Source organism: Cryobacterium sp. Y50 (assembly GCF_002929805.1).
GTDB lineage: Bacteria > Actinomycetota > Actinomycetes > Actinomycetales > Microbacteriaceae > Cryobacterium.
In genome coordinates this window covers 18,756-44,539 of record NZ_PJJM01000101.1, presented here as the reverse complement: position 1 = coordinate 44,539, position 25,784 = coordinate 18,756, and the positions used below count along the sequence as shown (strand labels likewise).

General features: G+C 64.0%; 21 protein-coding genes and 1 tRNA gene. 9 read left to right on the top strand and 13 right to left on the bottom strand.

Annotated elements, in window-relative coordinates:
- Positions 1–69: 69 nt before the first annotated feature.
- A complete protein-coding gene (locus tag CXY73_RS23260) occupies positions 70–1,065 on the top strand; it encodes an FKBP-type peptidyl-prolyl cis-trans isomerase (RefSeq protein ID WP_104178320.1) in 996 nt (331 codons plus the stop codon).
- Between the two features lie 294 nt (positions 1,066–1,359).
- On the top strand, positions 1,360–1,686 hold the full coding sequence (locus CXY73_RS16575; protein ID WP_104137148.1) for a DUF1801 domain-containing protein: 327 nt from the start codon (positions 1,360–1,362) through the stop codon (positions 1,684–1,686).
- A 22-nt stretch (positions 1,687–1,708) separates the two neighbouring features.
- Here the strand turns inward: CXY73_RS16575 and CXY73_RS16570 are convergent, their stop codons facing one another.
- From CXY73_RS16570 to CXY73_RS16550, 5 genes are all read right to left on the bottom strand, one after another.
- Positions 1,709–3,931, bottom strand: a complete 2,223-nt coding sequence (locus CXY73_RS16570; RefSeq protein WP_104178319.1) for an alpha-galactosidase — start codon at positions 3,929–3,931, stop codon at positions 1,709–1,711.
- 13 nt (positions 3,932–3,944) lie between these two features.
- Positions 3,945–5,276 (bottom strand): extracellular solute-binding protein, encoded by a 1,332-nt coding sequence (locus CXY73_RS16565; protein WP_104178318.1) that lies wholly within the window; start codon positions 5,274–5,276, stop codon positions 3,945–3,947.
- Between the two features lie 75 nt (positions 5,277–5,351).
- Positions 5,352–6,260: a carbohydrate ABC transporter permease gene (locus tag CXY73_RS16560; protein ID WP_199185412.1), complete on the bottom strand. Its 909-nt coding sequence runs from the start codon at positions 6,258–6,260 to the stop codon at positions 5,352–5,354.
- Positions 6,257–7,210 carry a carbohydrate ABC transporter permease gene (locus CXY73_RS16555; RefSeq protein ID WP_104178317.1) on the bottom strand — a complete coding sequence of 318 codons (954 nt, stop codon included), beginning with the start codon at positions 7,208–7,210 and terminating at the stop codon, positions 6,257–6,259. Before CXY73_RS16555 ends, CXY73_RS16560 begins: the two co-directional genes overlap by 4 nt.
- Positions 7,207–9,237 carry a beta-galactosidase gene (locus CXY73_RS16550; RefSeq protein WP_104137160.1) on the bottom strand — a complete coding sequence of 677 codons (2,031 nt, stop codon included), beginning with the start codon at positions 9,235–9,237 and terminating at the stop codon, positions 7,207–7,209. The genes CXY73_RS16555 and CXY73_RS16550 overlap by 4 nt, the downstream gene beginning before the upstream one ends.
- Positions 9,238–9,416: 179 nt before the next feature.
- On the opposite strand from CXY73_RS16550, the gene CXY73_RS16545 reads away from it, so the two are divergent.
- The gene (locus CXY73_RS16545) at positions 9,417–10,439 is read left to right on the top strand and encodes a LacI family DNA-binding transcriptional regulator (protein WP_104137465.1); all 1,023 of its coding nucleotides are present in this window, start codon (positions 9,417–9,419) and stop codon (positions 10,437–10,439) included.
- A 216-nt stretch (positions 10,440–10,655) separates the two neighbouring features.
- On the opposite strand, the gene CXY73_RS16540 is transcribed toward CXY73_RS16545, so the two are convergent.
- The 4 genes from CXY73_RS16540 to CXY73_RS16525 all read right to left on the bottom strand — a co-directional run bounded on the left by CXY73_RS16540 (position 10,656) and on the right by CXY73_RS16525 (position 15,658).
- Positions 10,656–11,552 carry a glycine betaine ABC transporter substrate-binding protein gene (locus CXY73_RS16540; protein ID WP_104137166.1) on the bottom strand — a complete coding sequence of 299 codons (897 nt, stop codon included), beginning with the start codon at positions 11,550–11,552 and terminating at the stop codon, positions 10,656–10,658.
- Positions 11,553–11,688: 136 nt separating this feature from the next.
- Entirely contained in the window at positions 11,689–12,612 is a 924-nt protein-coding gene (locus CXY73_RS16535) for a proline/glycine betaine ABC transporter permease (RefSeq protein WP_104137169.1), read from the bottom strand.
- Positions 12,609–13,904 carry a glycine betaine/L-proline ABC transporter ATP-binding protein gene (locus CXY73_RS16530; protein ID WP_233198409.1) on the bottom strand — a complete coding sequence of 432 codons (1,296 nt, stop codon included), beginning with the start codon at positions 13,902–13,904 and terminating at the stop codon, positions 12,609–12,611. The genes CXY73_RS16535 and CXY73_RS16530 overlap by 4 nt, the downstream gene beginning before the upstream one ends.
- 356 nt (positions 13,905–14,260) lie before the next feature.
- Complete coding sequence (locus CXY73_RS16525) at positions 14,261–15,658, bottom strand: cation:dicarboxylate symporter family transporter (protein ID WP_104178316.1); 1,398 nt, start codon at positions 15,656–15,658, stop codon at positions 14,261–14,263.
- Between the two features lie 136 nt (positions 15,659–15,794).
- Between CXY73_RS16525 and CXY73_RS16520 the strand changes: the two genes are divergently transcribed.
- Together CXY73_RS16520 and CXY73_RS16515 are read left to right on the top strand one after the other, a co-directional pair.
- Positions 15,795–17,507, top strand: a complete 1,713-nt coding sequence (locus tag CXY73_RS16520; RefSeq protein ID WP_104178315.1) for a sensor histidine kinase — start codon at positions 15,795–15,797, stop codon at positions 17,505–17,507.
- Complete coding sequence (locus tag CXY73_RS16515) at positions 17,500–18,210, top strand: response regulator (RefSeq protein WP_104137179.1); 711 nt, start codon at positions 17,500–17,502, stop codon at positions 18,208–18,210. Before CXY73_RS16520 ends, CXY73_RS16515 begins: the two co-directional genes overlap by 8 nt.
- On the opposite strand, the gene CXY73_RS16510 is transcribed toward CXY73_RS16515, so the two are convergent.
- The 3 genes from CXY73_RS16510 to CXY73_RS16500 all read right to left on the bottom strand — a co-directional run bounded on the left by CXY73_RS16510 (position 18,207) and on the right by CXY73_RS16500 (position 20,487).
- The gene (locus CXY73_RS16510; RefSeq protein WP_104178415.1) at positions 18,207–18,992 is read right to left on the bottom strand and encodes an enoyl-CoA hydratase; all 786 of its coding nucleotides are present in this window, start codon (positions 18,990–18,992) and stop codon (positions 18,207–18,209) included. The two genes, CXY73_RS16515 and CXY73_RS16510, sit on opposite strands and share 4 nt — an antisense overlap.
- Positions 18,993–19,000: 8 nt before the next feature.
- Positions 19,001–20,212, bottom strand: a complete 1,212-nt coding sequence (locus CXY73_RS16505; protein WP_104178414.1) for an enoyl-CoA hydratase/isomerase family protein — start codon at positions 20,210–20,212, stop codon at positions 19,001–19,003.
- Positions 20,213–20,411: 199 nt separating this feature from the next.
- Positions 20,412–20,487 (bottom strand) — tRNA-Lys (locus tag CXY73_RS16500).
- A 125-nt stretch (positions 20,488–20,612) separates the two neighbouring features.
- Here CXY73_RS16500 and CXY73_RS16495 point away from each other — a divergent pair.
- Positions 20,613–21,437 (top strand): inositol monophosphatase family protein, encoded by an 825-nt coding sequence (locus CXY73_RS16495; protein ID WP_104178314.1) that lies wholly within the window; start codon positions 20,613–20,615, stop codon positions 21,435–21,437.
- Between the two features lie 131 nt (positions 21,438–21,568).
- Here the strand turns inward: CXY73_RS16495 and CXY73_RS16490 are convergent, their stop codons facing one another.
- The gene (locus CXY73_RS16490) at positions 21,569–22,312 is read right to left on the bottom strand and encodes a trimeric intracellular cation channel family protein (RefSeq protein WP_233198408.1); all 744 of its coding nucleotides are present in this window, start codon (positions 22,310–22,312) and stop codon (positions 21,569–21,571) included.
- A 52-nt stretch (positions 22,313–22,364) separates the two neighbouring features.
- Here CXY73_RS16490 and CXY73_RS16485 point away from each other — a divergent pair, with 52 nt between their 5' ends.
- The 3 genes from CXY73_RS16485 to CXY73_RS16475 all read left to right on the top strand — a co-directional run bounded on the left by CXY73_RS16485 (position 22,365) and on the right by CXY73_RS16475 (position 25,775).
- On the top strand, positions 22,365–22,808 hold the full coding sequence (locus CXY73_RS16485) for an Rrf2 family transcriptional regulator (RefSeq protein WP_104178313.1): 444 nt from the start codon (positions 22,365–22,367) through the stop codon (positions 22,806–22,808).
- A 114-nt stretch (positions 22,809–22,922) separates the two neighbouring features.
- Positions 22,923–24,086: a globin domain-containing protein gene (locus CXY73_RS16480; RefSeq protein ID WP_104178312.1), complete on the top strand. Its 1,164-nt coding sequence runs from the start codon at positions 22,923–22,925 to the stop codon at positions 24,084–24,086.
- Positions 24,087–24,125: 39 nt separating this feature from the next.
- Positions 24,126–25,775, top strand: a complete 1,650-nt coding sequence (locus CXY73_RS16475) for a CYTH and CHAD domain-containing protein (protein WP_104178311.1) — start codon at positions 24,126–24,128, stop codon at positions 25,773–25,775.
- Positions 25,776–25,784: the final 9 nt, after the last annotated feature.

Below are 25,784 nucleotides of genomic sequence, written 5' to 3'. Positions count from 1 at the left end.
TAGGCACTTGGCCGTTCGTGCCACCCGATCAGTTGCCTGCCAGCTTGCAACGTTCTCGAAAGAGGCCCCGTGTCGAAAATCCCCACCCTGCTCACTATTGTGGGCCTGACGCTCGCGCTCACCGCCTGCGGAAGCAGCGATTCCCCCGATGCAACGGATGCCGCCGCCGCCAGTTCACCCGCTGCCGAGTGCACCGCGTCGGGTTCGCTGTCGGACAGCGTCAAGGTGACGGGTGACTTCGGCGCTCCGCTCGAGATCTCGATCGACGCACCGCTCGAACCGACGACGAGCCAGCGCACCGTCGCGATCGAGGGCGAAGGCACCGACACCGCGAAAGAGGGTTCGATCGTGGAGATGGCGATCACCGTTTACAACGCCAAGACCGATGAGTTGGTGCAGCCGACGACGTATTCCACCGACGGCGCCAGCCTCGTGATTGGAATAAACGACACGAGCACTTTGCTACCGGGCATCGTGCGCGCGGCGAATTGCGCCGTCGAGGGCGACCGTATCGTCACCGTGAGTCCGGCAGCGGATGCCTTCACCGACCAGGGCACCACTGGCGTCGCTGCCGGCGAGCCGGTCATCTTCGTGATGGACGTCATCACCGTGATCGAGAATGTACCGACGCAGGCCTCCGGCGCCGACCAGCCCGCTGAAGGCGGCTTCCCCACCGTGGCCCTCGCCGATGATGGCGCACCGACCATCACCATCCCCGCCACCGACGCTCTCACCGACCTGAAGATCTCGACCCTGAAGAAGGGTAACGGAGGCGTGGTGACCGATGGCGCGAGCGTGGCCGTCGCCTACACCGGTGCCCTCTGGGCCACCGGCGAAACCTTCGATTCATCCTGGGGCCGGGCCGACTACAGTCTCTTCCCGACCAACGGCGTGATCGCGGGCTTCACCGAAGCCCTAGTCGGTCAGACCGTCGGTTCCCAGGTCCTGGCCGTCATTCCGCCGGAATTTGGTTATGGCGAGGAGGGCACCCAGGGAATTTCCGGCACCGATACCCTGGTGTTCGTCATTGATATCCTCGCGGTCGCTGGTGGACCGGAGGCCTAAACCCGCACGTTTCACCGGGCGCCGCCCGTCGACCGTCCGGTCGGCGGGCGGCGCTTTTTCCGGTGCCCGAAAGCGCTGTTCCTGAGTGTCTGCCCAGCCTCAAACGTAAACTTCGTGAGAGTGTGGAAGTAGTAAAACACCTGTCCGGCACCCCGCCGGACCTAGACTCCAGCATCGAAAGAGGCTATTCACCTGACATCCACGCTCACTTCCGCCACCACCGAATTTCACGTCGACGCTCCGGCTGTTGCCCTCGTTGCAACGGCTGCCAAGCCGACGACCATCGCCGAGTACGTGGCCGTGCCGGCCGAGCCGCTCGCGACCGTCGTCGGTTTACTTCGCAACAAGTTCGACCTGGCCCTGCCGGAGACCTCGACGGAACTGTGGCACGGACATCCGGTCTGGCTCGACGATGGCATTCCGGTCGCCGGATTCAAGGTGTACCCCGCCTTCGTCACCGTGTTGTTCTGGCGCGGACAGGCCATCACCGATGACTCAGGCAAGCTCAACGCGAGCGGGTCGGCCGAGATGAGTGAGTACAAGCTGAAGAGCGTCGACGATTTCGACAGCGATCTGTTCGACGGCTGGCTGCAGCAGGTGCGCGAGCTCGAAGCCGCGTAGCACCCAGAGAGGTGAGACTTGCTCAGTCAACCGCGTCGACGGCGAAGAGTGCGGCCTGCTCCGGGGCAAGAAGCGGCGCGGGCAGCCCGACGAGAGTGAGCACCGCTCCGGCTTGCGTCACGGAACCACGACCACTCGCAGCATCGGCGGGGGTGGTCGGAGTTTCGGCCGAGCCCGACAACGTGGCGTACCACGCTGGCGGTGTGTCCTGGATTGTGCGCGGAGAGCCGCCGAGTAGCAGGGGCGCCACTCGATAACGCCGCTCGGGCGCGAGCCCGGGAAATCGCATCCGCTCCGGAACGGCATCACGCGGGGCTGCGAGGGCCACCTGGGCGAAGAGGGCCGAATTCTGGTCACGAGAGACGACGCCGTGCAGCACAAGGGCGGGGTCGCTCGGGTCGGCCCGCACGACAACACCGAAGTGCAGCAGAGGGCGCAGCCGTTTGTAGTGCGTGATCCACTCGGTAATCTGCCCGAGCTCCTCGGCACTCGCACTGATGAGATTCCACTCAATGCCGGCCGCACCGAACAGGGCGGTCGCCAGCCGAAAACTGAGCTCAGAGGTGCGTCCGGTGGTGTGCGCCGTGGCCGCACCGAGATGCCCGCCGAGGTATTCCGGCGGTATGAGCACGCCCGTGTATCGCTGGATCTCCTGTCGCTCGAGCGGGTCGTTGGTATCGCTGGTCCAGACCCGGTCGACGCGTTCAAGAATGCCCAAGTCGATCCGGGCTCCCCCCGACGCGCAGGACTCGATCTCGACGCCCGGGTGCGCCGCGCGTACCGCATCGATCAGCCGGTACAGCGCTGCCGTCTGCCGGTGCGTGGAGCCAGCCAGCAGGTCGCGATTGTGGTCCCACTTCAGATAGGCGATCGGGTACTCCGTGAGCAAGGCGGTCAGCCGGGCAAAGACCCACGCGAAGGCATCCGGATGGCCGAGGTCAAGCACGCGCTGGAACCGCCAGGTCAGTGCCGGTGTTTCGGTGGCCGAGGGTTCCAGGACGCCGCCAAGCACCCAATCCGGGTGCGCACGGGCCATCTCCGAGTCAAGACTCACCATCTCTGGTTCGACCCAGAGACCGAAGTCCAGGCCTGCAGCGTGCACGTGTTCGATCAGAGGATGCAGGCCACTGGGCCAGGTCACGGGATCGACGAACCAGTCGCCGAGGGCACGGCGATCATCCCGACGGCCGGTGAACCAGCCGTCATCGAGGACGAAGCGTTCCACGCCGGCGTGCGCCCCGGCATCCGCAAGTCGAGCCAAGGTAGGCAGGTCATGCTCGAAGTAGACGGCCTCCCACGTGTTCAGCACGACCGGGCGCGGCGTCCTAATAGTCGACCACGACCGGATCCACGGATGCAGCCGCGACGACAGACCGTCGAGCCCGGCATCAGAGTACACGGCTACTGTCCACGGGGTGCTGTAGCTCTCACCGGCGGCCACACCCAGCTCGCCGGGAGCCAGCAGTTCACCGCTTCCGAGCACCGAAAAACCCAGGGCGCTGTTCTCAGCCCAGGCGCGCTTGTCACCGCTCCAGGCGAGGTGCGTGCACCACACTTCACCGGAACGAAAACCGAATCCGGGTGTTCCGGCCACCATGAGATAGGAGTCGTCGTGCCCGGGGCGGCCGTGTCGGGACTCACGGCTCCACACGCCGTGGCCGAGCGTGCTGCGCTGTGGCCGGCGCTCGTGAGTCCACAGCCCAGTGAAGTCAAGTAGTTCTCGTGCCCGACCGGGGACTGGCAGGATGACGTCAAGCGAACCGAGTTCGAATGCTGCGGCGCCGGCGGCGGTGGTATTCCTATTGCGCACTGTGTGACGTAGCCGAAGCACCCCTTGAACAGACAGTTCAAGCTCTGTGCGCACGGATAGCTGGGCGGCGGCATCCTCCAGCAGGAGCGTAAGGGTCTGGGTTCCTGGCAATGCAAAGCGCCCCATGGGGCGCTCGCCCGACCGAACGTTTACCAGGCGCAAATCAATGGCCAAGCTGCCCCGGCCGGGCCGGAAACCGCTAATTCCCGGGCGTCCACTCCACCCCTGCGTGAGGGTAGGCAACAGGGTGAGCCGCAGGGGCACGTCAATCGAGCTTGGCGCGATCGCCGGCACGGATGTGTCGGCCAACGTGGTCAGCATGGCGCCGTTCAAATCGCCCAGGTCGGCACCCCAATGCACGATGACAGGAACTCCCGTGCCGCGGGCGTCCAGCACCAGGCTGGTGCCCGCGGCACGGAGGTAGGGAATCGACATAAAAGAACTGACGCTACTTGTTGACCGGGATCGACTGTGCTTGGAGAGCGTCGATCGTGCTCTGCTGGGCACTCGTGAGAGCATCCGCCAGCGTGCCGTTGCCGGTTACAGCACCCTTGAAGCCGTCGGAGGTATCGTTGTATACCTGCGTCATGGTCGGACCCCAGATGAAATCGGGCGATACCTGAGCAGACGCCTCGGCGAACACATCATAGATGGCTTGGCCACCGTAGAATTCGACGCCGTCCTTCAGCGCCGACAGTTCCAGGCCGCTTTTGGCGGCCGGGTAGAGGTTGGCCGACTCGTTCAGCATCGTCAGAGCCTCGTCAGAGGTGTTCAGCCACAGCGCGAACTGGGCGGCCTCGAAAGGGTGTTCGGAGCCCTTGAATACCGCGGTGGACGAGCCACCCCAGTTGCCGGCGGCATTGTCGCCATCAGCCCACTGCGGGGAGAGTGCGACGGACCAATTGCCGGCGGTGTCTGGAGCACCGCTGGCGATGGAGTTCGCACCCCAGGCCGCGGAGTTCCAGGTCCAGTTGGATCCGGTATTGTAGGCGTTATTCCACTCATCGGTCCACGGCGGGTTAGTTGAAACGAGATCGCGGTCGATCAGGTCTTGCCAGTAGTCGGCAACCTTGATGGACTCCGGGCTGGTCAGGTCGATGGTCCAGTTATCGCCATCATTCTCGAACCAGGTACCGCCGGCCTGCCAGACGAATCCGGCAAACTGGTTGATGTCGCTCTGCGAGAAGTTGGTGATGTACCCGCCGGTAGCGCGCACAGCTTCCGCTGCAACCGCGAACTCTTCCCAAGTGGTGGGGATCTCGATGTTGTTGGCCGCGAAGAGGTCGGCGCGGTAGAACATGGCCATGGGGCCGGCATCCTGCGGCACCGCGTAGACGGCGTCTTCTTCACCGAAGTTGACCTGACCCCAGGTCCAATCCACGAAGTCGTCCTGAGCGTCGAGTATACCGTCGCAGGAAGCGAGGTTGGTCAGGCCGTCCTGCACACGAAAGTTGGGAAGGGCGTCATATTCGATCTGGCCAAGATCGGGCGCGTTGCCGGCCTTGAGCTGGTTGAAGAAGTTCTGATAGGTGCCACCATTTCCGTTCGGGCCAGTCTGCACCTTCACCTGAACGTCGGGGTTGTCCTCGTTCCAGATCTTGACGACTTCCTCGATCCCAGGAATCCAGGTCGTAAAGGTTAGATCAACCTTGCCGTCCGAGGGTACGCAGGCTGCGGCGTCGCCACCGTTTTGCGTGGTCGAGCCGGACGCGCAGCCGGCCAGGGCGACCGTGGCTGCGGTGAGCAAAGCGACGGTGGTTGCTCTCTTCTTGATACGCATTGTCCTTCTTTTCTTTGGGAGGGGGGAAACGGGCCGACTGGGATATCCAGCCGAGGTGGTGCGATTTGGGGGCGGTTATTTCACTGAACCGGCGCTGAGGCCGTTGCGCCAGAAGCGCTGGAGCAGCAGGAAGATGATGATCAGCGGGATGATCGACAGCAGCGCGCCGATCAGCACGTAGTCGCGCAGCATAGGGATCTGGTTGACCTGCGAGTTCCAGGCGTAGAGGCCGAGCGTAACCGGGAACAGGGTTTCGTCGCGCAGCATGATCAGCGGCAGGAAGAAATTGTTCCAAATGGCGACGAACTGGAAAAGGAAGACCGTGACCAGGGCGGGCACCATCATCCGCACCGAGACAGTGAAGAAGGTGCGTAATTCGCCGGCGCCGTCGAGGCGGGCAGCCTCGATCAGTTCGTCGGGCACGCTGGCCGAGGCGTAGATGCGGGCGAGGTAGACCCCGAACGGGCTGACCAGGCTCGGTAGGAACACCGACCAGAACGTGTTCGTCAGGCTGATCTGGCTGAAGATCAGGAACAGGGGCAGCGCCAGGGCAGTCGCGGGTACGAGCACCCCGCCGAGCACGACGTTGAAGATCAGTTCGCGGCCCGGAAAGTTGTATTTGGCCAGCGCATAGCCGCACATCCCAGCGATGAGCGTGCCCACGAGGGCACCGCCACCGGCGTAAAGCGCGCTGTTGAGCATCCACTTGAGGTAGACCCCGTCGCGGTAGGCCACCAGGTTTGCCATGTTCTCGAACAGGGAAAAATCAGCGAACCAGAGCGGGTTCGTGCTATTGAATTGGGAGCGGTTCTTCGAGGCCGCGACCAACAGCCACCAGATCGGCACCAGGAAGTAGAGCGTGAACACGCCCATGACAATCATGGCGCTGACGCGGGCGAACGGGCTCTCTCGCTGAGCGCGAGGTGCCTTCGCCTCAGCGAAACGGATGCCGCGAGCCAGCTTGGTAGGGGTCAGTGTGCTCATTTTCCTTCCTTCCGCTGCGTGAACTTCAGGAATGTGAAGGAGAGGATGAACGTGGCCAGGGCCAGCACCACGGAGAACGCGGCGGCCAGGTTGAAGTTCGGGATCGATGAGGTGGAGTACACCGTCAGGTTGGGGGTGAACGTGCTGGTCACGGCCGAGCTGAAACTGCGGAACACCTGCGGTTCGGCCAGCAGCTGCAGGGTGCCGATGATCGAGAAGATCGCGGTCAGGACGATCGCCGGCATGATCAGCGGGATCTTGACCGACCACGCGATGCGCAGCTGCCCGGCCCCGTCGAGGCGGGCGGCCTCGTAGAGCTCGGCCGGGATCGCCAACAGCGCCGAGTAGATGATGAGCATGTTGTACCCCACGAACACCCAGGTGACGACGTTGGCGATCGCCCAGAGCACGAGGTCCGCCGAGAGGAAGTTGATATTCTCGGTGACGGCACTGAATGGTGACAGGTTGGGTGAGTAGAGGTAGCCCCACATGATCGCGGCGATGACGCCGGGCACCGCGTAGGGAACAAAGAACGCCAGCCGAAAGAACTTCTTTCCGCGCACAAGCGGCGAGTCCAGCAGCAGGGCGAATAGCAGCGCGAGGCCGAGCATGATCGGCACTTGCACGAGGCCGAAGGCGAGCACCCGGCCGATCGATTGCCAAAAGGGCCCGTTCTGGAAGACCAGGATGTACTGGGTGAGTCCGCCGAAGACCTGAGTCGCTTGACCGAAAGTGCCCTCGCGCTCGATCACGAGCAGCGATTGGTAGATCGCATAGCCGATCGGCACGAGATAGAACAGGGCGAACAGCGCACCGAACGGGAGCACGAACGCGAGGATCGCTCCCTTATGCTGCACGCGGGACTTTGCTCCGGACGGCTTAGCGGCGCTGGGCCTCTTCCGGGCGGCGGTGCCCGGGGCATCCGCTATAGGAACGGTAGGTGCGCTCATGATGCGGGGTCCTCTCTAATCACGCGGACGGCGCCGGCCGGAACGCGCACGATTCGAGCGATCGGCTCTCCGACGACAAGTTCATGGCCAGAAACCGGAAGCTCAACGTCGTCGTGGCCGTGGTTGATGATGAACAGGTAGCTGCGGGTGGAGTTCACTCGGCGAACGACCTCGATGGTTCCCGCGCTCTCCGGGCCAACCGCGGTAACGCGTGCTTCCTCAGCAATCGTGCGCATGAGGTTCCTCAATGCTCCGGCCTCCAGTACGGTCGCAACGTACCAGGCGGTGCCGCTTCCGTGACCGTTGCGAGTGATGGCGGGGATTCCGGGTAGTGGCCCGTCAAGGTAGTTCGCCACCACCTCGGCGGTGTCCACCCGCAGGCGTTCGCTCCATAGGCTCGCGGCGTCGCCAGAGTCGAGGGTGAGAACGTGTCCGGGCAGCAGCGGGAAAAATTCTTCCACAGTGATGCCGAGGATCTCACGGAACGCGCCGGGGTAGCCACCGGTGCGCACCCGGTCGTCTTCGTCGACGATGCCGCTGAAAAAAGTGATCAGGGCGTGGCCACCGGCCTTGACATAGGAATCCAGGTTCCGGGCCTGCTCGTCAGAGACCAGATAGAGGCACGGTGCGACGACGAGGCGGTAGGCGGAGAGGTCAGCGTCGGGCGAGACGATGTCCACCGTGACGCCTAGTTGGTGCAGGGCTGTGTAAGCGGCGTGCACCTGGTCGAGATAGCGCACCGCATGGGAGGGACGGGACTCTCCGTCGCCGGCCCACCAGGCCTCCCAGCTGAAGATGATCGCGGCATCCGCGACGACCCGGCTGCCGGCGACCTCGGCGAGGCGATCAAGGGTCGCGCCCAGGGCCACGACCTCGCGCCAGAGCACCGTGTCGGTGCCAGCGTGTGGTACCAGGGCGGAGTGGAACTTCTCTGACCCCTGCAGGGATGCGCGCCACTGAAAAAAGCAGATGCCATCGGCACCGCGGGCGACGTGGGCGAGGGAATTGCGAGTCATCTCACCGGGCACCTTGGCCAGGTTATGCGTCTGCCAGTTAACGGCACCGGTGGACTGTTCCATTAGCAGCCAAGGCTCCCCCTGGGCGAGCCCACGGGTGAGGTCGGCGGCGAAGGCGAGTTCGATGGCTGGGTCGGCAAGGCGATGATCGAGGTAGTGGTCGTTGGCGACGATGTCCATGTCGCCGGCCCAAGACCAGTAGTCGAGGTTGCGGATGTGCGCGGTGACCATGAAATTAGTGGTCACGGCCACGTTCGAGTGGCGGCGCAGCACCGCGGCTTCGCGGCGGTAGTAGTCGAGCAGTTCGGCCGAGCTGAACCGGTGAAAGTCAAGCACCTGGCCGGGGTTCCGGCTGGACAGCGTGAGCCGCGGAGTGAGGATCTCGGCCCACTGGCCGTAGCGCTGGCTCCAGAACGAAGTACCCCAGGCAACGTTGAGGGCGTCAATCGTGCCGTAGCGCGCCTGCAGCCAGAGGCGAAACGCAGCCGCGGTGTCATCGCAGTAGCAAAGCGCGTTATGGCAGCCTAGTTCGTTGGACACGTGCCAGAGGGCGATGGCCGGGTGGTGGCCATACCGCTCCGCGACCTTTTCCACCAGGGCGAGCGCGTGCTGACGGAACACGGCCGAACTCGGGCACCAGGCCTGCCGCCCACCAGGGAATCGTGTCGTGCCGTCATCACTCACAGGGAGGATCTCAGGGTGCAGCGTGGTCAACCACGGCGGCGGGGACGATGTACCAGTGCCGAGGTTGACCCGAATGCCGTTAGCGTGCAGGAGCTCGATGATTGTGTCGAGGGTAGCGAAGTCGTATTCGCCCGCCCGCGGTTCGAGGTGGGACCAGCCGAAGATATTAATGGCAACGAGGTCGACGCCGGCCTCGCGCATCAGGCGAACGTCGTCGGTCCAGGTCTCTGGACCCCATTGCTCGGGGTTGTAGTCGCAGCCGTAGGCGATGCCCTCGTGCACGAACGGGGTGGCCGTCTCGTTCGAAGTAGCTGCTCGCGAGTTCATGCGCTCCCTGACTGTGGTGTGCACGCCGTGTTGACGACACACTGTTGACAACTCTGTGAACGTGCACAGAATTGGACGTGAGACCTCACCGTTGGGTTTTCTGTGAACGTACACAGACTAGGTAGATGCCGGCGATGCTGTCAAGCGCGGAGTTCGCTCGGGAACGTTATGGTTATCAAATGGTGACAATCCCGTCTCGACACAAACGCGCGACGATTCACGATGTCGCCGTGGAGGCCGGCGTGTCCCGCGGCACGGTCAGTCGGGTCGTGAACGACGAACCCTACGTCTCGGCGTCAGCCAGGACCGCCATCGAAGCAGCCATCGAGAAGGTTGGTTATGTACCGAACAACGCAGCACGCAGCTTGGTCATGCAGCGCTCAGAAGCAGTCGGCTTCATCGTGCACGAGCCACACTCGCTATTTCTGGATGACCCGAACATCGGCGGCATCCTGCTCGGGGCCAATACCGTGCTCTCCCACTCGGACTACCAGATGGTCAGCCTCGTCATCGACTCCCAGCGCGACACCGACCGCGTCGCCCGCTACCTCAGCGGCGGTTTCGTCGACGGCGTCATCATCGTTTCCGCCCGCCGGGAGGACCCAATAACCCAAGTCATCGAGAAGCTGCGCCTTCCGGCCGCTTTCGTTGGACATCCGCCAGAGCAGAGCCCTCTGCCATTCGTAGGAATCGATAACCGGGCTTCAGCGCGCGCGATCACGAAACGCCTGATGCAGACCGGACGCAAGCGCATCGGCATGGTCGCCGCTGCACTCGATCGCGATTCCGGTGCCGACCGACTCGCTGGCTTCACGGATGCCCTTGGCGACCGCTTCGACCCGGCTCTCGTCGCTCGAGTACCGCTCTACACCTTCACCGACGGGGTCAGAGGTATGTGCGCGCTGCTTGAACACGATCCACTGATTGACGGCGTGTTCGCAGCATCTGACGCTGTGGCGGCCGGAGCCCTTGAAGCACTCCGCCATGCCGGGCGCAGCGTGCCCGGTGACGTCGGCATCGTCGGATTTGACGACAGTTCCTGGGCGCTACGCACCCAGCCACACCTGTCGACCGTGCACCAGCCCGCCTTTGGCCTGGGTGAGCGCGCAGCCGAGTGCGTGCTCGGCCAGCTGCGCGGCGAGGAGCAACCCGCCGACGGCATCCTTCTCGAGACACCTATCATCTGGCGCGACTCCGCTTGAGCGAAGAACTCCAGGGATTCCGCACCCGGCATGGCATACACCACCTCTGGTGTACCGATAGTCGCCAATGAACTCGATGAAAACCTGGGGGCTGAACACGGCGACGATAAAACACAATCATGCATCTGTCGCCAACTTCTCTTCTATTCCGCCGCGACCGTAAACAGAACGGCCCGCGTCCGAGGACGCGAGCCGTTCTTCGTGCAGAATCCGTGACTAGCTGGTGAGGCCGTCCACGTACTCCTGGTTGTCTTCGATCCACTGGGCGACGATCGGGGCATAGTCCGAGCCCTCGTAGTCGACGAACATGACCTCTTCGAGGGTGTAAAGAGTCTCGAGGTCCATCTCGAAGCTTTCGATCCAGCCGCTGGCTTCAGGGAACTTTTCCGAGAAGTCGGCGCTGCCGAAGGCGTGCAGGCTCTCGACGGACTCAAGGGTGCCTTCGGGGTCTTCGAGGTTCTTGATCGGGAACGAGCCGTAAGCCCAGTGCGGCTCCCAGAGGGTCACGACGACGTTCTCGCCGGCATCCGTGGCTGCTTTGAGCTCGGTCAGCATGGCTGCCGTCGACGATGTGGTGAATTCCATGCCCTCGAGGCCGTAGGTGGGAATGACGCGATCTTCGGTCGCGGCGGTCAGACCGGCACCGGCTTCGATACCCACGATCTGGTTACCGAACAGGTCAGCGTTCTCGGCCAGCTCGGCGAGCGAATCAATCGGGGCGTTCGCGTTCACCGCGATGGTGAGCTTGGACTCGTTGTTCCAGGCGCCGAGGTCGGTGATCTCGTCGCCGTAGGTCTCGAGGTACTCGCCGTGGGTGTCGGGCAGCCAGATGTCCATGGTGAGGTCGTAGTCGCCAGTGGAGAGGCCCTCGTAAACGGGAGCGACGTCGGCGTACTCGAGTTCGACGTTGTAACCCTTCTCGTCGAGAATGGCTTTCCAAAGCTCGGAGACAGCGACGCCTTCATCCCAGCCGTTGAACACGGCGAGGGTGACGTTTTTCTGGTCGTCGTTGCCGTTTCCGACCGTCGCGACCTCGGTTTCGGCAGCACAGCCCGCTAGGGCGAGGAGCGAAACTGCTCCAAGGGCAATAAGGGGTGTTGAACGAATCTTCATGCGTCTTCCTTTCGTGCCACCCGCTGCGGGTGACTGGGGATTGACTCGTGGTGCGTGCGCCGGCTCCAGCGGAGCCTGCGCACATGGAACGGATGCGGGGGGCATCCGTTGGGAGGAGGGGATCAGAATGAGCAGATCAGACGAGAGCCGGTGCTGGCACAGCTGTCGGCGGGGCTTTCGAATCCGCGGTGTGACGAACAGCCTTACGGGCAGCGAGCCTACGTCCAAGCGGGGTGCTTCCATTGCCGAGCCCGGCGGTGACACGGTCGAGGAAGATCGCCAGGATGACCACGGCGAAACCGGCCTCGAAACCGAGGGCGACGTCGAGGCGCGACAGGGCCGCCACAATCTCACCGCCGAGAGCACCGGCGCCGACCATGCCGGCGATGACGACCATCGAGAGTGACAGCATGATGACCTGGTTAATGCCGGCCATAATCGTCGGCGTTGCCAGCGGCAGCTGAATTTGCCTCAGGATACGCCATGGGCTCGCGCCGAAGGCCTGTCCGGCCTCGACTACCTCTTTGTCGACTCCGCGGATGCCGAGTTCGGTGAGCCGCACACCGGGTGCCAAGGCAAAGATGATGGTCGCCACGATGCCGGGAACCTCGCCGACCCGAAACAAAATGAGGGCCGGAACCAGGTAGACGAAGGCCGGCATAGTCTGCAAAAAGTCCAGCATCGGCCGAATGGCACTCGAGGCGACCGAAGATTTGGCCGCGAGAATACCGAGCGGAACACTCAGCCCGATGGCGATGACGCTCGCCACGAGAACCAGGGCGAGGGTCAACATCGCGTTTTCCCACTGATTGACGCCGAGAATGAGCCCGAGGCCGATCACGGTTCCCACGGCGAACTTCCAGCCGCGGACGGCGAAGCCGATGGCCGCCGCGATCGCGATGATGGCGTAAAACGGCGGCGTTACGAGCGCGAAGGCTACGCCTTCGAAGGCACCGTCAACAATCAGGCGAATGAAATCAAAAACAAACCCGAAGGTAACCGTGATCCATCCGATAAAAGACTCGATCAAGGTGCCCAGGGGAATACGGAAGTCGTTCACGCTTCGGCTCCGTCCAGCGCTGTATCGCGCAGAATATCGGTAATAACGTTGACCGGAATCGTCGCTGGCGGGTGAATCAGCGGCAATTCACCCGTGCTCGTGGTGACGTTGCCAATTGCAGCGAGCAGGGTGACGCGCGGAATGACGCCGAGCAAGCGATTCTTCGAGTCGACGACTGCGATGGGCAGGTCGCTGCCGACGGAAGGCTCGACCAGATCGACCAGGGCAGTGTCGGGCGCGACGGTGGTGGCATCGTCTCGAATGATTGTTCGCAGGTCAGCGTCCCCGGTCTTGACCATTTTGAGAACGTCACGGTCGCGCACGATTCCGGCGAAGGTGCGGTCCCGGTTGAGTACGAAGGTGACGGATGTCTGCAAATCACGCATCGTACGCAGCGCTGCCCGGGGGCCGGCCGTTTTGGTGACGACGGCACGCACAGGTTCCATCACGCTCGTGGCGGTGAGCACGCGGGCCCGGTCGACGTCCTGCACGAACTGGGCGACGTAGTCGTTGGCCGGGTCGGTGAGGATCTCTTCCGGGGTGCCGATCTGAACGATGCGGCCGTCACGCATGACGGCGATGCGGTCGCCCAGGAACATGGCCTCGTTGAGGTCGTGGGTGATGAAGATGATGGTTTTGCCGAGCGCGGCCTGCAGCTCGATGAGCTGCTCCTGCATCTCGCGGCGAATGAGCGGGTCGAGGGCCGAGAAGGCTTCGTCCATGAGCAGCACGTCGGTGTCGGCGGCGAGGGCACGGCCGAGGCCCACTCGCTGCTGCATTCCGCCCGACAACTCGGACGGCAGGCTGTCGGCCCAGCCAGCGAGGCCGACGAGGTCGATGATTGTCTGAGCCTTGGCGAGGCGTTCCTCTCGCCCCATGCCCTGAATCTCCAGGCCATAGGCCACGTTGTCGATCACGCTGCGGTGCGGCAGCAAAGCGAAGTGCTGGAATACCATGGAGATGCTTTTGCGGCGAACGTCGCGCAATTCCTTGGCTGACACGCCGGTGATGTCGGTGCCGCCGACGGTCACTGTGCCGGAGGTGGTCTCCCACAGGCCGTTGAGCATGCGGATGAGAGTCGACTTGCCCGAGCCGGACAGGCCCATGACGACGAAGATCTCGCCCCTCTTGACATCGAAGGAAGCATCGATGACGGCGGCCACTCCGAGGGAGGAGATTTCGGCGCGGCTCTTGCCGGCCTTGAGCTTCTTGACGATTTCATGCGGACGACGTCCGAATGCTTTGTAGAGGTGATCCGCCTTGACGGCGATGGTTTCTGGACTCTCGATCACGCGTTCTCCGGTGCACGTCGAAGACAGCCGATTTCACAGCTGACACCGGGGCGTGCTCTCTTGTCGGACGGGTTGGCGCCAAGCGGCCCGAACACGGTAATCGGTGTGAAATGAATCCGTGCGGGCTGGAGCAATCATGGGATCGCAGCCATTGGTACCACACCATACGAAGGCGGCCGTTCCATCTCAAATGGTGGCTACGTCTGCGCGTCCTGGTGAAGGGTTATAAGACCGTCAATAATCATAACACACCCCGATTTCGGCTACCCGAAAGACGTAGGCAAAAAAGGGGTGCCGTCCGGTAGGATTCCTCCGGACGACACCCTTAGCGCGAGTCTAATGCTCGACTTTTCGGCTCAAACGCGTTCCAATACCCGGGACTGTGCGGCCTTCTCTTCGGTGCGCCGGGTGTCTGCGACGCTCACGTGGCTGTGGGTGAGCATGGTGCGTTCGTCAAACGGTTCAAGCTTGTCGAGCACGCGGTCAACCTGCACCCGGTCTATTTCCTTGGTCCAAGAACCGATCATGACGGTCGCGACCGCATTGCCGGTGAAGTTGGTCAGGGCGCGGGCCTCGGACATGAACCGGTCAATGCCGACGATGAAACCGACGCCGCCGACCAGCTGCGGGGCGTGAGCCTGCAGTCCGGCGGCGAGGGTGGCAAGGCCCGCGCCGGAGACTCCGGCGGCACCCTTGCTCGCGATGATCATGAACACGAGCAGGCCGAGCTGCTCACCGAACGCGAGCGGCTGGCCGAGCGCATTGGCGATGAACAGCGACGCCATCGTCAGGTAGATCGCGGTGCCGTCCAGGTTGAAGGAGTAACCGGTCGGTACCGTGACACCGACGACGGGCTTGGAGACGCCGAGGTGTTCCATCTTGGCGATCAGGCGCGGCAGGGCCGCTTCGGAGGAGGAGGTGGAGACGATCAGCAGGTATTCCCGGCCGAGATAGCGCATGAGCTTAAAGATGTTCACGCCGGTGACGAGCTTGAGCAGGCTCCCGAGAATGACCACGATGAAGATAATACAGGTGATGTAGAACGCCGCCATGAGGGTGAACAGGCTGATCACGGCCTGAATGCCGGTGGCGCCGACGACCGCCGCGATCGCGCCGAATGCACCGATCGGGGCGAGCCACATAACCATGATGAGAATGCGAAAGACCAGGGCTTGCACGTGCGCGATACCTTCGAGAATCGGCTTGCCAGCCGGGCCCATTCGCTGCAGCGCAAAACCGGCGATGAGTGCGACGAGCAGTGTCTGCAGAATATTGCCGCTGGTCAGCGACGACACCAGGGTTTCGGGCACAATGCCGAGCAGAAAGGAGTGGGTGTCGGCTGATTCGGTGACCGTGAAGTTGCCACTCGACAAGTCCATGCCGTCGCCCGGGTGGATCAGGTTACCGACGACCAAGCCGATGCCGAGCGCGAAGGTCGACATGATCGTGAAGTAGCCGAGGGCCAGGCCACCGATCTTGCCGACGGTCGCAGCCTTGGCGATCGAGCCGATGCCGAGAATGATCGTGCAGAAGATGATCGGCGCGATCATCATCTTAATCAGGGCGATGAACAGGTCACCGAGCGGCTCAAGCGAGACAGCAAAACCCTTCTCGCCGCCCCAGACCAGGCCAACGACGATACCGAGAATGACCGCGATAATAACGGCCATATAGAGGTAGTGCGATGAGTCGAGCTTCTTCCTGGACTTGGCGGGTTTCTTCGACTTGGTACGGGGTGATGGCGTCGATGCCATGGCAGACTCCTTTGTCTAGGCTTATCGGGACCACGGCGGGCTCCGGCTGCTGCAATGTGTTCCACACTGGTCGACACGGCTCACGCGGTCACTGTTGCGGTCATATTGTTCATGAGTGACAGAAAGGTACCTACGCATGCGCAGGGAATGGAGCATAGCCAGGCGGCTTTTTGTCGCGCACGCGCTGTTCGTCGTCGTGGTGTCGGGCTTGGTCGCGACCATTCTGTTCGTCGATGCACGCGATCGTGGCTACAACGAGACCAGCAACCGGATGCTCGCCGTCGCCACCGCCATCGCTGACAGTCCCCTTGTGCTCGCGGCCAGCGAAGCCACCAACCCGAGCACGACGCTGCAGCCCTACGCCCTCGAGCTGACTAAGGACGCCGAGCTCGACTTCATCACGATCATGGCCCCGGACCGCACTCGCTGGACCCATCCGAACGCGGCCGAAATCGGTCAGGACTACATCGGCGCGATCGAGCCGGCTGTATCCGGAACGGCCTTCACCGAAATCAGCACTGGGACGCTCGGGCCATCCGTTCGTGCCGTCGTGCCGGTAACGGATGCTGGCGGCACCATACGCGCGCTCGTCGCGGTCGGCACCACAACGACGAACATCTCGATCGCCCTGAACGCTCGGCTGCCCTCCGTGCTGGGCCTGGCGCTGGCGCTCCTGGCGTCCGGGTCGGTCGGCACCTGGCTGCTCGGGCGTTATCTGCGTCGGGTCACCCTGGGCTGGGGACCGGAGCATCTGGCGCAACTGTTCGTCTACTACGACTCCGTGCTGCACTCGGTGCGGGAGGGTCTGGTGCTGGTCGATCTGCACGGTGACCTCGTGCTCTACAACGATCAGGCGGCCACCTTGTTGGGTATTCCACCACGCCCGACCGCGGGGAGTTTTGGGCGACCGCAAGCTCTGACGGCCCTGAGCCTGCCGCCGAGTCTCGGCGAATTACTGCGGAGCGGCCGCAGCGCGCACGACGAGATTCATGTGACAGGCACGCGGGTACTCGTGGTGGATCAAGAGCCGGCGACCGCCTCGGGGAACGCGGGTGCCAGGGCGGAACCGATGGGGTTCGTGGCGACGATTCGTGACCACACCGATCTGCAGAACCTCGGCAGTGAGCTGCAGTCGATGCAGACCCTGTCCGATGCATTGCGAGCGCAGACCCACGAGCATTCCAACCGGCTACACACGATCGTGTCGCTGATGGAACTCGGCCGCACCGATCAGGCGCTCGAATTTGCCACGAAAGACCTCGAATTGAGCCAGCAACTCGCCGACGAGATGGTCGGTTCGGTTGACGAACCGGTGATCAGCGCCCTGATCATGGGCAAATCGGCGCAGGCCAATGAACTGGGTATCGCCTTGACCGTCACGGCGTCCGGCACGCTCGCGCAGTCCGGACTGTCGATCCAGGACCTCGTGACGGTGCTCGGCAATCTGGTCGACAACGCGCTCGATGCGGCGGTGGCCGGCGAGGACCCCCGCCGGGTATCGGTCACGGTGTCGTCGACCGAGCAGGCTGTCGTAATCGAGGTAGCCGACAGCGGTGCCGGTGTGGCGCCCGATGTCATCGACAACGTGTTACGGCTCGGTTTCAGCACCAAGGGTATTGGCGCGACCGGGACGAACCTGACCGGCACCGGCAGCACCGGCGCGGGCGTTGCCGAGCCGGGCCGCTCGATCGGCGGACGCGGTCTTGGTTTGGCTTTGGTTCGACAGGCCGTCACCCGCCTTGGCGGCACGCTCGACATCGGACGCCGCTCGGGGGCGGTGTTCACTGTGACGATTCCGGCGGTGCATCCAGTGCCAGTGAAGAATCCAGCGGCGGTCGGTCATGACTGAGTCTGCGCCGATTCGCGTGCTCGTCGTCGAGGACGAACCACTCGCCGCCGAGGCGCACGCCGTCTACGTCGGTCGCCTGGCCGGGTTTGAGCTCGTCGCCACGGTCAGCACCGGGCAGGAGGCCTTTCGCCGGGTCGCGGCGGCCGCCTCGGCTGGCACCCCGATCGACCTCGTGCTGATGGACATGAACCTGCCAGACGCCCACGGGCTCGACGTGAGCCGGCGCATCCGTTCGGCCGGTCTGTCCACGGATATCATCGCCATTACCGCGGTGCGCGACCTTGACAATGTGCGCGGCGCGATTGCGGCCGGCGTCGTGCAATACCTGATCAAGCCGTTTACCTACTCGACCTTCGCCACGAAATTATCCAGTTACCGGGACTTTCGTGCGAAACTGAACGCGCAGGCATCCGTTGTGACGCAGTCGGGAGTCGATCACGCGTTCGCGAGCCTGCGCGCGCCGACCGACATTCCGCTACCGAAGGGCCTGGCCGATTCGACGCTGAATCCGTTGGTCACCTATTTGCAGGCCCAGACCGCACCGGTCTCGGCGAGCGAACTGATGGAGCCGCTGGGGCTCTCCCGGGTGACCGCGCGCCGCTACCTGGAATATCTCGCCAACAGCGGTCTCGTACTGCGCGCGCCGCGCTACGGCACGCCAGGGCGGCCCGAGAATGAGTACAGCTGGAAGCGCGGTCTTTAGCGATTCGTGAAGACCGACGGGCGCTTCTCGATGAAGGCGGCCATACCCTCGCTTTGATCTTCAGTGGCGAATACCGAGTGAAACAGGCGACGTTCCAAGTGGATGCCGCTGCTCAGCATCGATTCGTACGCCGCATTCACGACCTCCTTGGCGAGCATCGCGATCGGTGCCGATTTGGCCGCGATCTCCGTCGCGGTCGCGAGGGCATCGGCAAGCAGCTCGGCGGCAGGCACGATGCGGGCGACGAGACCGGCACGTTCGGCTTCGACGGCGTCGATGGTGCGGCCGGTGAGGATCATCTCCATCGCCTTGGCCTTGCCGATGGCACGGGTGAGGCGCTGGGATCCGCCCATGCCAGGAATGACACCGAGCTTGATCTCGGGCTGGCCGAACGACGCCGTGTCGGAAGCGATTATGAAATCGCAGATCAGGGCCAGTTCGCAGCCGCCGCCAAGGGCGTGGCCGGAAACAGCGGCGACGACCGGGGTGCGCACGGCGGCGAGCTTGTCCCAGCCGGCGAACCAGTCCTGGAGGTACATGTCCATGTAGCTCATCGACGCCATCTCCTTGATATCGGCGCCGGCCGCGAAGGCCCGCTCCGAACCGGTGATGACGATCGCACCGATTTCGGGGTCGACGTCGAGCCCTGTGGCGGCACCGACGACGTCCTGCATGGTGGCGAAGTTGAGCGCGTTCAGCGCCTTCGGACGATTGAGCGTGATCACGCCAACCCGGCCGTGGCGCGCGAGCAGGATGTTCTCATAGGTGTCGGTGGTGTGCATCGTGTCGCTCACGCTGTTGCCTCTCGTTCGGTGTTCTGGCGAAGTTCGCCGGTCGTCTGGATTTCGCCGGTCAGGCGTGGATCGACGCTCGTTCCAGATTCGGCGGGAGCAAGCGTTCGCGATAAGCGCAGCTCCCGCTCCCGCAGGGGCGCGAAGTACGCCTGCACGTCGGTTTTGGACACGGCATTGAGGCTGCTCGGCTGCCAGTGCGGGTTGCGGTCCTTATCGATGACCTGGGCGCGAATACCCTCGACCACATCGTGGCCGGCCACCATGCGCAGCGACACCCGATACTCCTGCTCGAGTACGTCTTCGAGGTCGGCCAGGTCACGGGCGCGGCGGAGGGATTCGAGGGTGACCGTGACGGCGGTCGGCGACTTGGCCAGAATGGCGGTGGCGGCGACGCGGGCCGCAGCAGCGGATGAATTCTGTAGCCGTTCGATGATCGAGGACAGGTCATTGCCGGCGTAGCACTCGTCGATCCAGGCGCGCTCGGCCAGCAGCGGCGCCCCGGGCACCCTCGACTCGGCGAACTCGGCGATGGCCGCGGCAGCGGGCATCCGTTTGAGGGCATCGATCAGGGAATCAAGCCGTGAGGAGTGAACGAAGCTGTCGGCGAGGCCGAGCACGATGGCGTCGGCCCCGGTGATAGTGCCTGCGGTGAGGGCAAGATGGGTGCCGATTTCGCCAGGGATGCGCGAGTACAGGTAGGTGCCGCCGACATCGGGCACGAAACCGATGGTGGTTTCGGGCATGCCGAGTCGGGTGCGTTCGGTCACGACGCGGTGTGAAGCGTGGCCGGAGATGCCGACTCCCCCGCCGAGCACGATGCGGTCCATCAGGGCGACGAACGGTTTGGGGTAGCGCTTGATCTGGGCGTTGAGTATGTACTCGTCGGCCCAGAACCGGGCGTTTTCATCGGGATCGGTGCGGGCGTCGCGGTAAACCGAGACGATGTCGCCGCCGGCGCAAAGGGCACGGTCGCCGCTGCCGGTGAGCAGTACGGTCCGCACCGAGGGCTCGTTGGCCCACTCGGTGAGCGCCGCAGCGATACTGCGAATCATGCCGTGGGTGAGCGCGTTAAGCGCCCTCGGCCGGTTTAAGATGATGCGGGCCAGCGATCCGTCCCGTTGCAGCAGCACCTCGCTGCCCGATTCGGTGCTGGAGTCGGTATTTGACGAGGAGCTGGACTCAGCTCTGGATGACTTGGTGTGGGACAAACCTGACCTCTCCGCGATGATGCGGCCGTACTCCCGCACGAACCCTACTCTTGGCCACAGTCTAACGAGGTGCGCCGAAGCACCCCAGTCGTGCGCCGGCAGCAACTCGCGGTAATGCTCACCGCTTCCTCTGGCGCGCGATACCCCGAACGGGCAAAAAAACCCCGCCGCACTGAGAAACAGTGACGACGGGTAACGGTGGTGCACCCCCCGGGACTTGAACCCGGAACCCACTGATTAAGAGTCAGTTGCTCTGCCAATTGAGCTAGAGGTGCATATAAAACAGCGGAACAACCCGCGGCAACGTGTAACCCTAACACCCTAGGAGGGCAGGATGCCAATCGAGGCGAAAAAGCGGCGGTGACCAGCATCCGCTCCTGAAATTACTATCCTTGAACCCGTGACCGAACCGCGAAACTACGCCCTTTCAGACGACCTGCAGCTGGCTCTTGTCCTCGCCGATGCTGCCGATTTGATCTCCCGTGCCCGCTTCTCAGCCCTTGATCTCGTCGTCACCACCAAACCCGACCGCACCCCGGTGACGGATGCCGACCGGGCGGTCGAGCGCGCCATCCGCGACCTGCTGGCTGAACGGCGCCCCGATGACGGCATTCTCGGCGAGGAATTCGGCACGGCCGGATCGACCACGCACCAATGGATCATCGACCCGATCGACGGCACCGCCGGGTTCCTCCGCGGCATCCCGATCTGGGCCACCCTCATCGCCCTCGCCATCGACGGCGTCCCCGTGCTCGGCGTGGTCAGCGCCCCCGCGCTCGGCAAACGCTGGTGGGCCGCAACCGGCAGCGGCGCCTGGTCGAGCGATACGAGCGCCGCCGACAGCAGAGAAACGGATGCCGCTCCCACCCGCCTGCACGTCTCCGGCATCGAGACGCTCGCCGAGGCATCCATCAGTTATGGCAGCCTGCAGCAGTGGGACGCGGCCGGTCACCTCGATGAACTCATCACGCTGTCGCGCCAGGTCTGGCGCACCCGCGCCTATGGCGACATGTGGTCGTACATGCTGCTCGCCGAAGGGCACCTCGACGTCGCCGGCGAATTCGACCTACAGCCCTACGATATGGCTGCCTTGTCCCCGATCGTGCAAGAAGCCGGCGGCACGTTCACCTCGGTCGACGGCCGGTCGGGGCCATGGCACGGCAGCGCCCTGGCCACCAACGGGCTGCTGCACGCGGCAACCCTCGCTGTGCTCAACCCGGCCTAACGGCATCCACTCACCGGACCGGACCGTCCGAAGAGTGCGCCCGAAAGAGCGGTTTGCGTCCTCTCCTCACAGCGAGACACCTCATCCGGTGCCCGCCGAACCACCCCGACCGGCTGCCGGTAGCACTAAAACTAGACACCGGCACCCGGATCGTCGGGATATAAACCGTTGCGGGCGTTGCGCGCATCGAGCCGGCGCTGCCGCCAGGCCCGAGGGTTCAACAGCAGAATCGGCTTCGGGATGCGCAGCGCGTACCCGGTCGGCAGAATCCAGCCGTAGCGTTTGGCCAGCAGCGACAGCGCAGCTCCGCTGAGAATTGCGACCCCGCTGCCGATCGCGACGAAACCGAGCTTGCTCAGAATGACCATTTCGGTGCTCGCCAGCAACGCGCTCGTGGCATAGAGCGTGTTGCCGCCGAAGATCGTCGGCACCTTGAGCAAGGAGATGTCCCGCACCATACCGCCGCCGACTGCGGTGATGATGCCGAGCAGAATCGCCGGGAGCCAGCCAAGATTAGCCTCGAGCGCCTTCTGCGCGCCGACCGCCGACCAACAGCCCACGGCGAGCGCGTCGAGCAGCAGCAGTACGCGGCGGGTCCAGCGACCATTGAAAGTCACGAAGTAGGCGATGACCCCGCCGAGGATGGCGCAGATCAGGTAGGCCGGGTCGAGCAGAGCGGCCGGCGTACCCTGCTGCAGCAGCGTGTCGCGAATCATGCCGCCGCCAAGCCCACTCATGATCGCGAGCACCACGAAGCCGACAATGTCGAGGCGTGCGGTGCGCGCGGCGACGCCGCCGAGAATGGCGTTGGCGAGCACGCCTGCCAGGTCCACGAAGCGGATTACCTCAAACAGCGTCTCCGACTCAGTGTTCACTTGCTCCATTCTCCTACTCTCGGGGTGTGAGCCGCGCACCTACAGTTAGGGAATGAGGATCAACGCTTTTTCCGACGTGTGTCTGCGGGTCGTCATGCTGCTGGCAGCGGCGCCGGAGAGCGCCACCTACACCTCACGGGTCGTCGCCGCCGAGGTCGGCACGCCGTACAACCATGTCACCAAGGCCATCAGGCGGCTCGGCGAGCTCGGTCTGGTCGAGGTCATCCGGGGGCGCACCGGCGGTGTCCGCATCAGCATGCTCGGGCGCGAGGCCACCGTCGGGGCGCTCCTGCGCCAGCTCGATACCCGCACCGATCTGGCAGCGTGCGACTCGCCCAATGGCCCCTGCCCATTATTGAGTGGATGCGGCCTCCGCGGCGCCCTGCGTCGGGCGCGGGAAGCCTTCTACCGCGAGCTCGACGGCATCGTCATCGCGGCTCTTCCACACGGAAAACCGGGAGGACCGGTTCTGGTCGAACTCGGTCTGGTGCGGTAGGACTAAAGTCCCTAATTTCTACGACTTGTAGAAAACATCCGTTTAACTGGTATATGAAATGCTACTTTTGCTAGAGACCCCACAAACGGGCGTCGCCACGCAGAAGGAGTATTTATGCTTTCGCCCCAGTCTCTCCCCCTCATCGAAGCCACCCTGCCGCTGGTCGGCGAGCGGATGCCCCAGATCGCGAAGAACTTCTACAACCGCATGCTCACCGCTCACCCCGAACTATTCGACGGGCTGTTCAGCCGCTCCAACCAGAAGAACGGCACGCAGCAGCAGGCCCTCGCCGGCAGCATCGCCGTCTTCGCGACCCATATGGTGGCGAACCCCGATATCACGCCGGAGGCCATGCTCTCCCGCATCGCCCACAAGCACGTCTCGCTCAATATTCAGCCCGAGCAGTACGACATCGTCTACAAGTACCTATTCGAGGCTATCGCCGACGAACTCAGCGACGTCATCACCGCCGAGATCGCCGCCGCCTGGACCGAGGTCTACTGGCTGATGGCCCACGCCTTGGTCAAGATGGAGAACGGCCTCTACGCCGGACTCGCCAGCGACAAGCCGCTCGCCCCCTGGATCGTCGTGAAGAAAGAAGCGGCCGGAACCGACGCTGTCACGTTCACGCTCGAACCGGCCGATGACACCCCCGTGACGCCCGCCCTGCCGGGCCAGTACGTCAGCGTAACCGCCGTCATGCCCGACGGTATCCGCCAGGTGCGTCAGTACTCGCTCTCGGCCGGCACGGCCACGACCCGAGTCTTCACCACCAAACTCGACGCCGACGGGGAGGTCTCCCCCGTGCTGCACCGCGATGTGCAGGTCGGCGACACGCTCATCCTCTCCGTGCCGTGCGGCGACATCACCCTCGATGCGGGCACCGGCCCGTTGATCCTGGCCTCGGCCGGAATCGGCTGCACGCCCAGCGCCTCCATTTTGCGTTCCCTGGTCGACTCTGGCTCGAAGCGTGCGGTGCGTGTGCTGCACGCCGAGAGCAACCTCGAGCGCTGGGCGCTGCGCGACCAGATGAACGAGGACGTCGCCTTGCTGGAGGCGGCCGAACTCGAGCTCTGGCTGGAGATCCCGAGCGAGGGCTACCACGAGGGCTTCATGTCGCTGGAGAACGTGACCATCCCGGAGGATGCCTCGGTATACCTTTGCGGTCCGCTCCCGTTCATGCGCAGCCTGCGCTCCCAGGCGCTGCAGTCCGGCATACCGGCCGACCGCATCCACTACGAGATCTTCGGCCCCGACCTCTGGCTCGCCAACGCCTGACCTCGGCAGCCTGGCGCGGGTCCCGCGCTAGGCTGAGTCGTGGATACTAACGGCGGCATCGAGACCGAGCTCAAGTTTGACGTCGACGAAACGACGCTGCTGCCCCGCTTATACGATCTTCCCGGGGTGCAGATGATTGCCGCGCCGGTCACCCATGATCTCGAGGCCATCTACTTCGACACGGCCGACCTCGTGCTGGCCGCCCAACACGTCACCCTGCGTCGCCGCACCGGCGGCGATGACGCCGGGTGGCACCTGAAACTGCCGCTTACGGCCGGGCGCCGACGCGAAATCCACGCACCGCTGGGCAAGCACACACTCGATGAAGCGGATACCGTCCCCGAGTCGCTCGCCCAGCTCGTGCGGTTTCACGTGCGGGACGCTCCACTCGTTCCCGTGGCCCGACTGAACACCAAGCGGGTGGTGCATGCCCTGATCGGCGTGGGCGGCGATACCCTCGCGGTGTTCTGCGACGACCACGTTCAGGCCGAGCGCCTCACCCCCGATCCGGCCCTGGCGGGTTGGCGTGAATGGGAGCTCGAACTCGTGGATGGTCCGAACGACCTGCTCTACGCCGGGGAATCCATGCTCGCGTCGAGCGGCGTCCACTTATCGCTGCATGCCTCCACGCTGGCGCGCGCGCTCGGCGACCGATTTCCCGATCAAGCCGGCCAGCTAGGTGCGGTGCCCCGTCGGCCCCGGTCTTCCGGGTGGGCCGGCGACGTATTGGTACTGAGCCTGCACGAACAGTACGAGGTGCTGCGCACCCAAGATCCACACGTGCGGCAGACAACGGCCAAAAGCGTGCACGCCATGCGCGTCGCCACTCGTCGGCTGCGCTCGGTTCTCGCCACCTATCACTCCCTGCTCGATGCGACCGTGGTGCCACACCTGCGCAGCGAACTCGCCTGGCTCGCGACCGTTCTGGGCGGCTCGCGCGACGAAGAGGTGCTGCAGCGCCGCTTCACCGGCCACCTCGACCGCGAACCTGAGGGGCTGCTGCTCGGCCCGATTCGCCAGCGCCTCGGCAGTCGCGCCAATACGGACACCGACACGGTGTATCACGCGCTCCTGACTGCCCTCAACAGCCACCGTTACTTTCGGCTGTTCGATGCCCTCGCGGCGCTCGTGACCTCACCACCATTCACGGGCGTGGCCAGGCAGGAAGCACGCACAGTCGTGCCGGCACTGATAAATAGGGAATGGAAGAAACTGCGCCGTGCGGTGCGAGCCGCCACCAAGACAGTGCCGGGAGCCGAACGCGACCTCGCCCTGCACAAGGTGCGCAAACGAGCCAAGCGGCTGCGCTATGCGGCCGAGACGACGCATCCGCTCAGCCGCAAGCGCGCCTTTGCGGTCAGTGCGTTCGCCCAGAAACTCCAGACTATTCTCGGCGACCAGCACGACAGCGTCATCGCCCGCGAGCGTCTGCTCAAGCGCGGCGCGGTCGACGCCTACTTACGCGGCGAAAACACCTTCAGCTACGGTCGCCTGCACGCCCTGGAGCAGCAGAAGGCAGCCGAAGTGGAGTCGAAGTGGAGTCGAAGTTTTGGAAGTCGTGGAAGAATCGCCCGTGATTGCCCGGGCACGGACGAAACGGTTAACGTAGGGAAAACGCAAGCCGCCATTTTGCCGCCAAGAGTCACGCAACACACCGCAACTGGGCTAGGCTCGCTGCCGCCACCTTAGGAAAGCAGA

Excerpts from the sequence above, each read along its gene's own strand:
- CXY73_RS16515 (WP_104137179.1), top strand. The coding sequence starts at position 17,500 with ATGACTGAGTCTGCGCCGATTCGCGTGCTCGTCGTCGAGGACGAACCA.
- CXY73_RS16540 (WP_104137166.1), bottom strand. The coding sequence starts at position 11,552 with ATGAAGATTCGTTCAACACCCCTTATTGCCCTTGGAGCAGTTTCGCTC.
- CXY73_RS16520 (WP_104178315.1), top strand. The coding sequence starts at position 15,795 with ATGCGCAGGGAATGGAGCATAGCCAGGCGGCTTTTTGTCGCGCACGCG.
- CXY73_RS16545 (WP_104137465.1), top strand. The coding sequence starts at position 9,417 with ATGGTGACAATCCCGTCTCGACACAAACGCGCGACGATTCACGATGTC.
- CXY73_RS16525 (WP_104178316.1), bottom strand. The coding sequence starts at position 15,658 with ATGGCATCGACGCCATCACCCCGTACCAAGTCGAAGAAACCCGCCAAG.
- CXY73_RS16485 (WP_104178313.1), top strand. The coding sequence starts at position 22,365 with ATGAGGATCAACGCTTTTTCCGACGTGTGTCTGCGGGTCGTCATGCTG.
- CXY73_RS16550 (WP_104137160.1), bottom strand. The coding sequence starts at position 9,237 with ATGAACTCGCGAGCAGCTACTTCGAACGAGACGGCCACCCCGTTCGTG.
- CXY73_RS16555 (WP_104178317.1), bottom strand. The coding sequence starts at position 7,210 with ATGAGCGCACCTACCGTTCCTATAGCGGATGCCCCGGGCACCGCCGCC.
- CXY73_RS16510 (WP_104178415.1), bottom strand. The coding sequence starts at position 18,992 with ATGCACACCACCGACACCTATGAGAACATCCTGCTCGCGCGCCACGGC.
- CXY73_RS16480 (WP_104178312.1), top strand. The coding sequence starts at position 22,923 with ATGCTTTCGCCCCAGTCTCTCCCCCTCATCGAAGCCACCCTGCCGCTG.
- CXY73_RS16570 (WP_104178319.1), bottom strand. The coding sequence starts at position 3,931 with ATGTCGATTCCCTACCTCCGTGCCGCGGGCACCAGCCTGGTGCTGGAC.
- CXY73_RS16560 (WP_199185412.1), bottom strand. The coding sequence starts at position 6,260 with ATGAGCACACTGACCCCTACCAAGCTGGCTCGCGGCATCCGTTTCGCT.
- CXY73_RS16565 (WP_104178318.1), bottom strand. The coding sequence starts at position 5,276 with ATGCGTATCAAGAAGAGAGCAACCACCGTCGCTTTGCTCACCGCAGCC.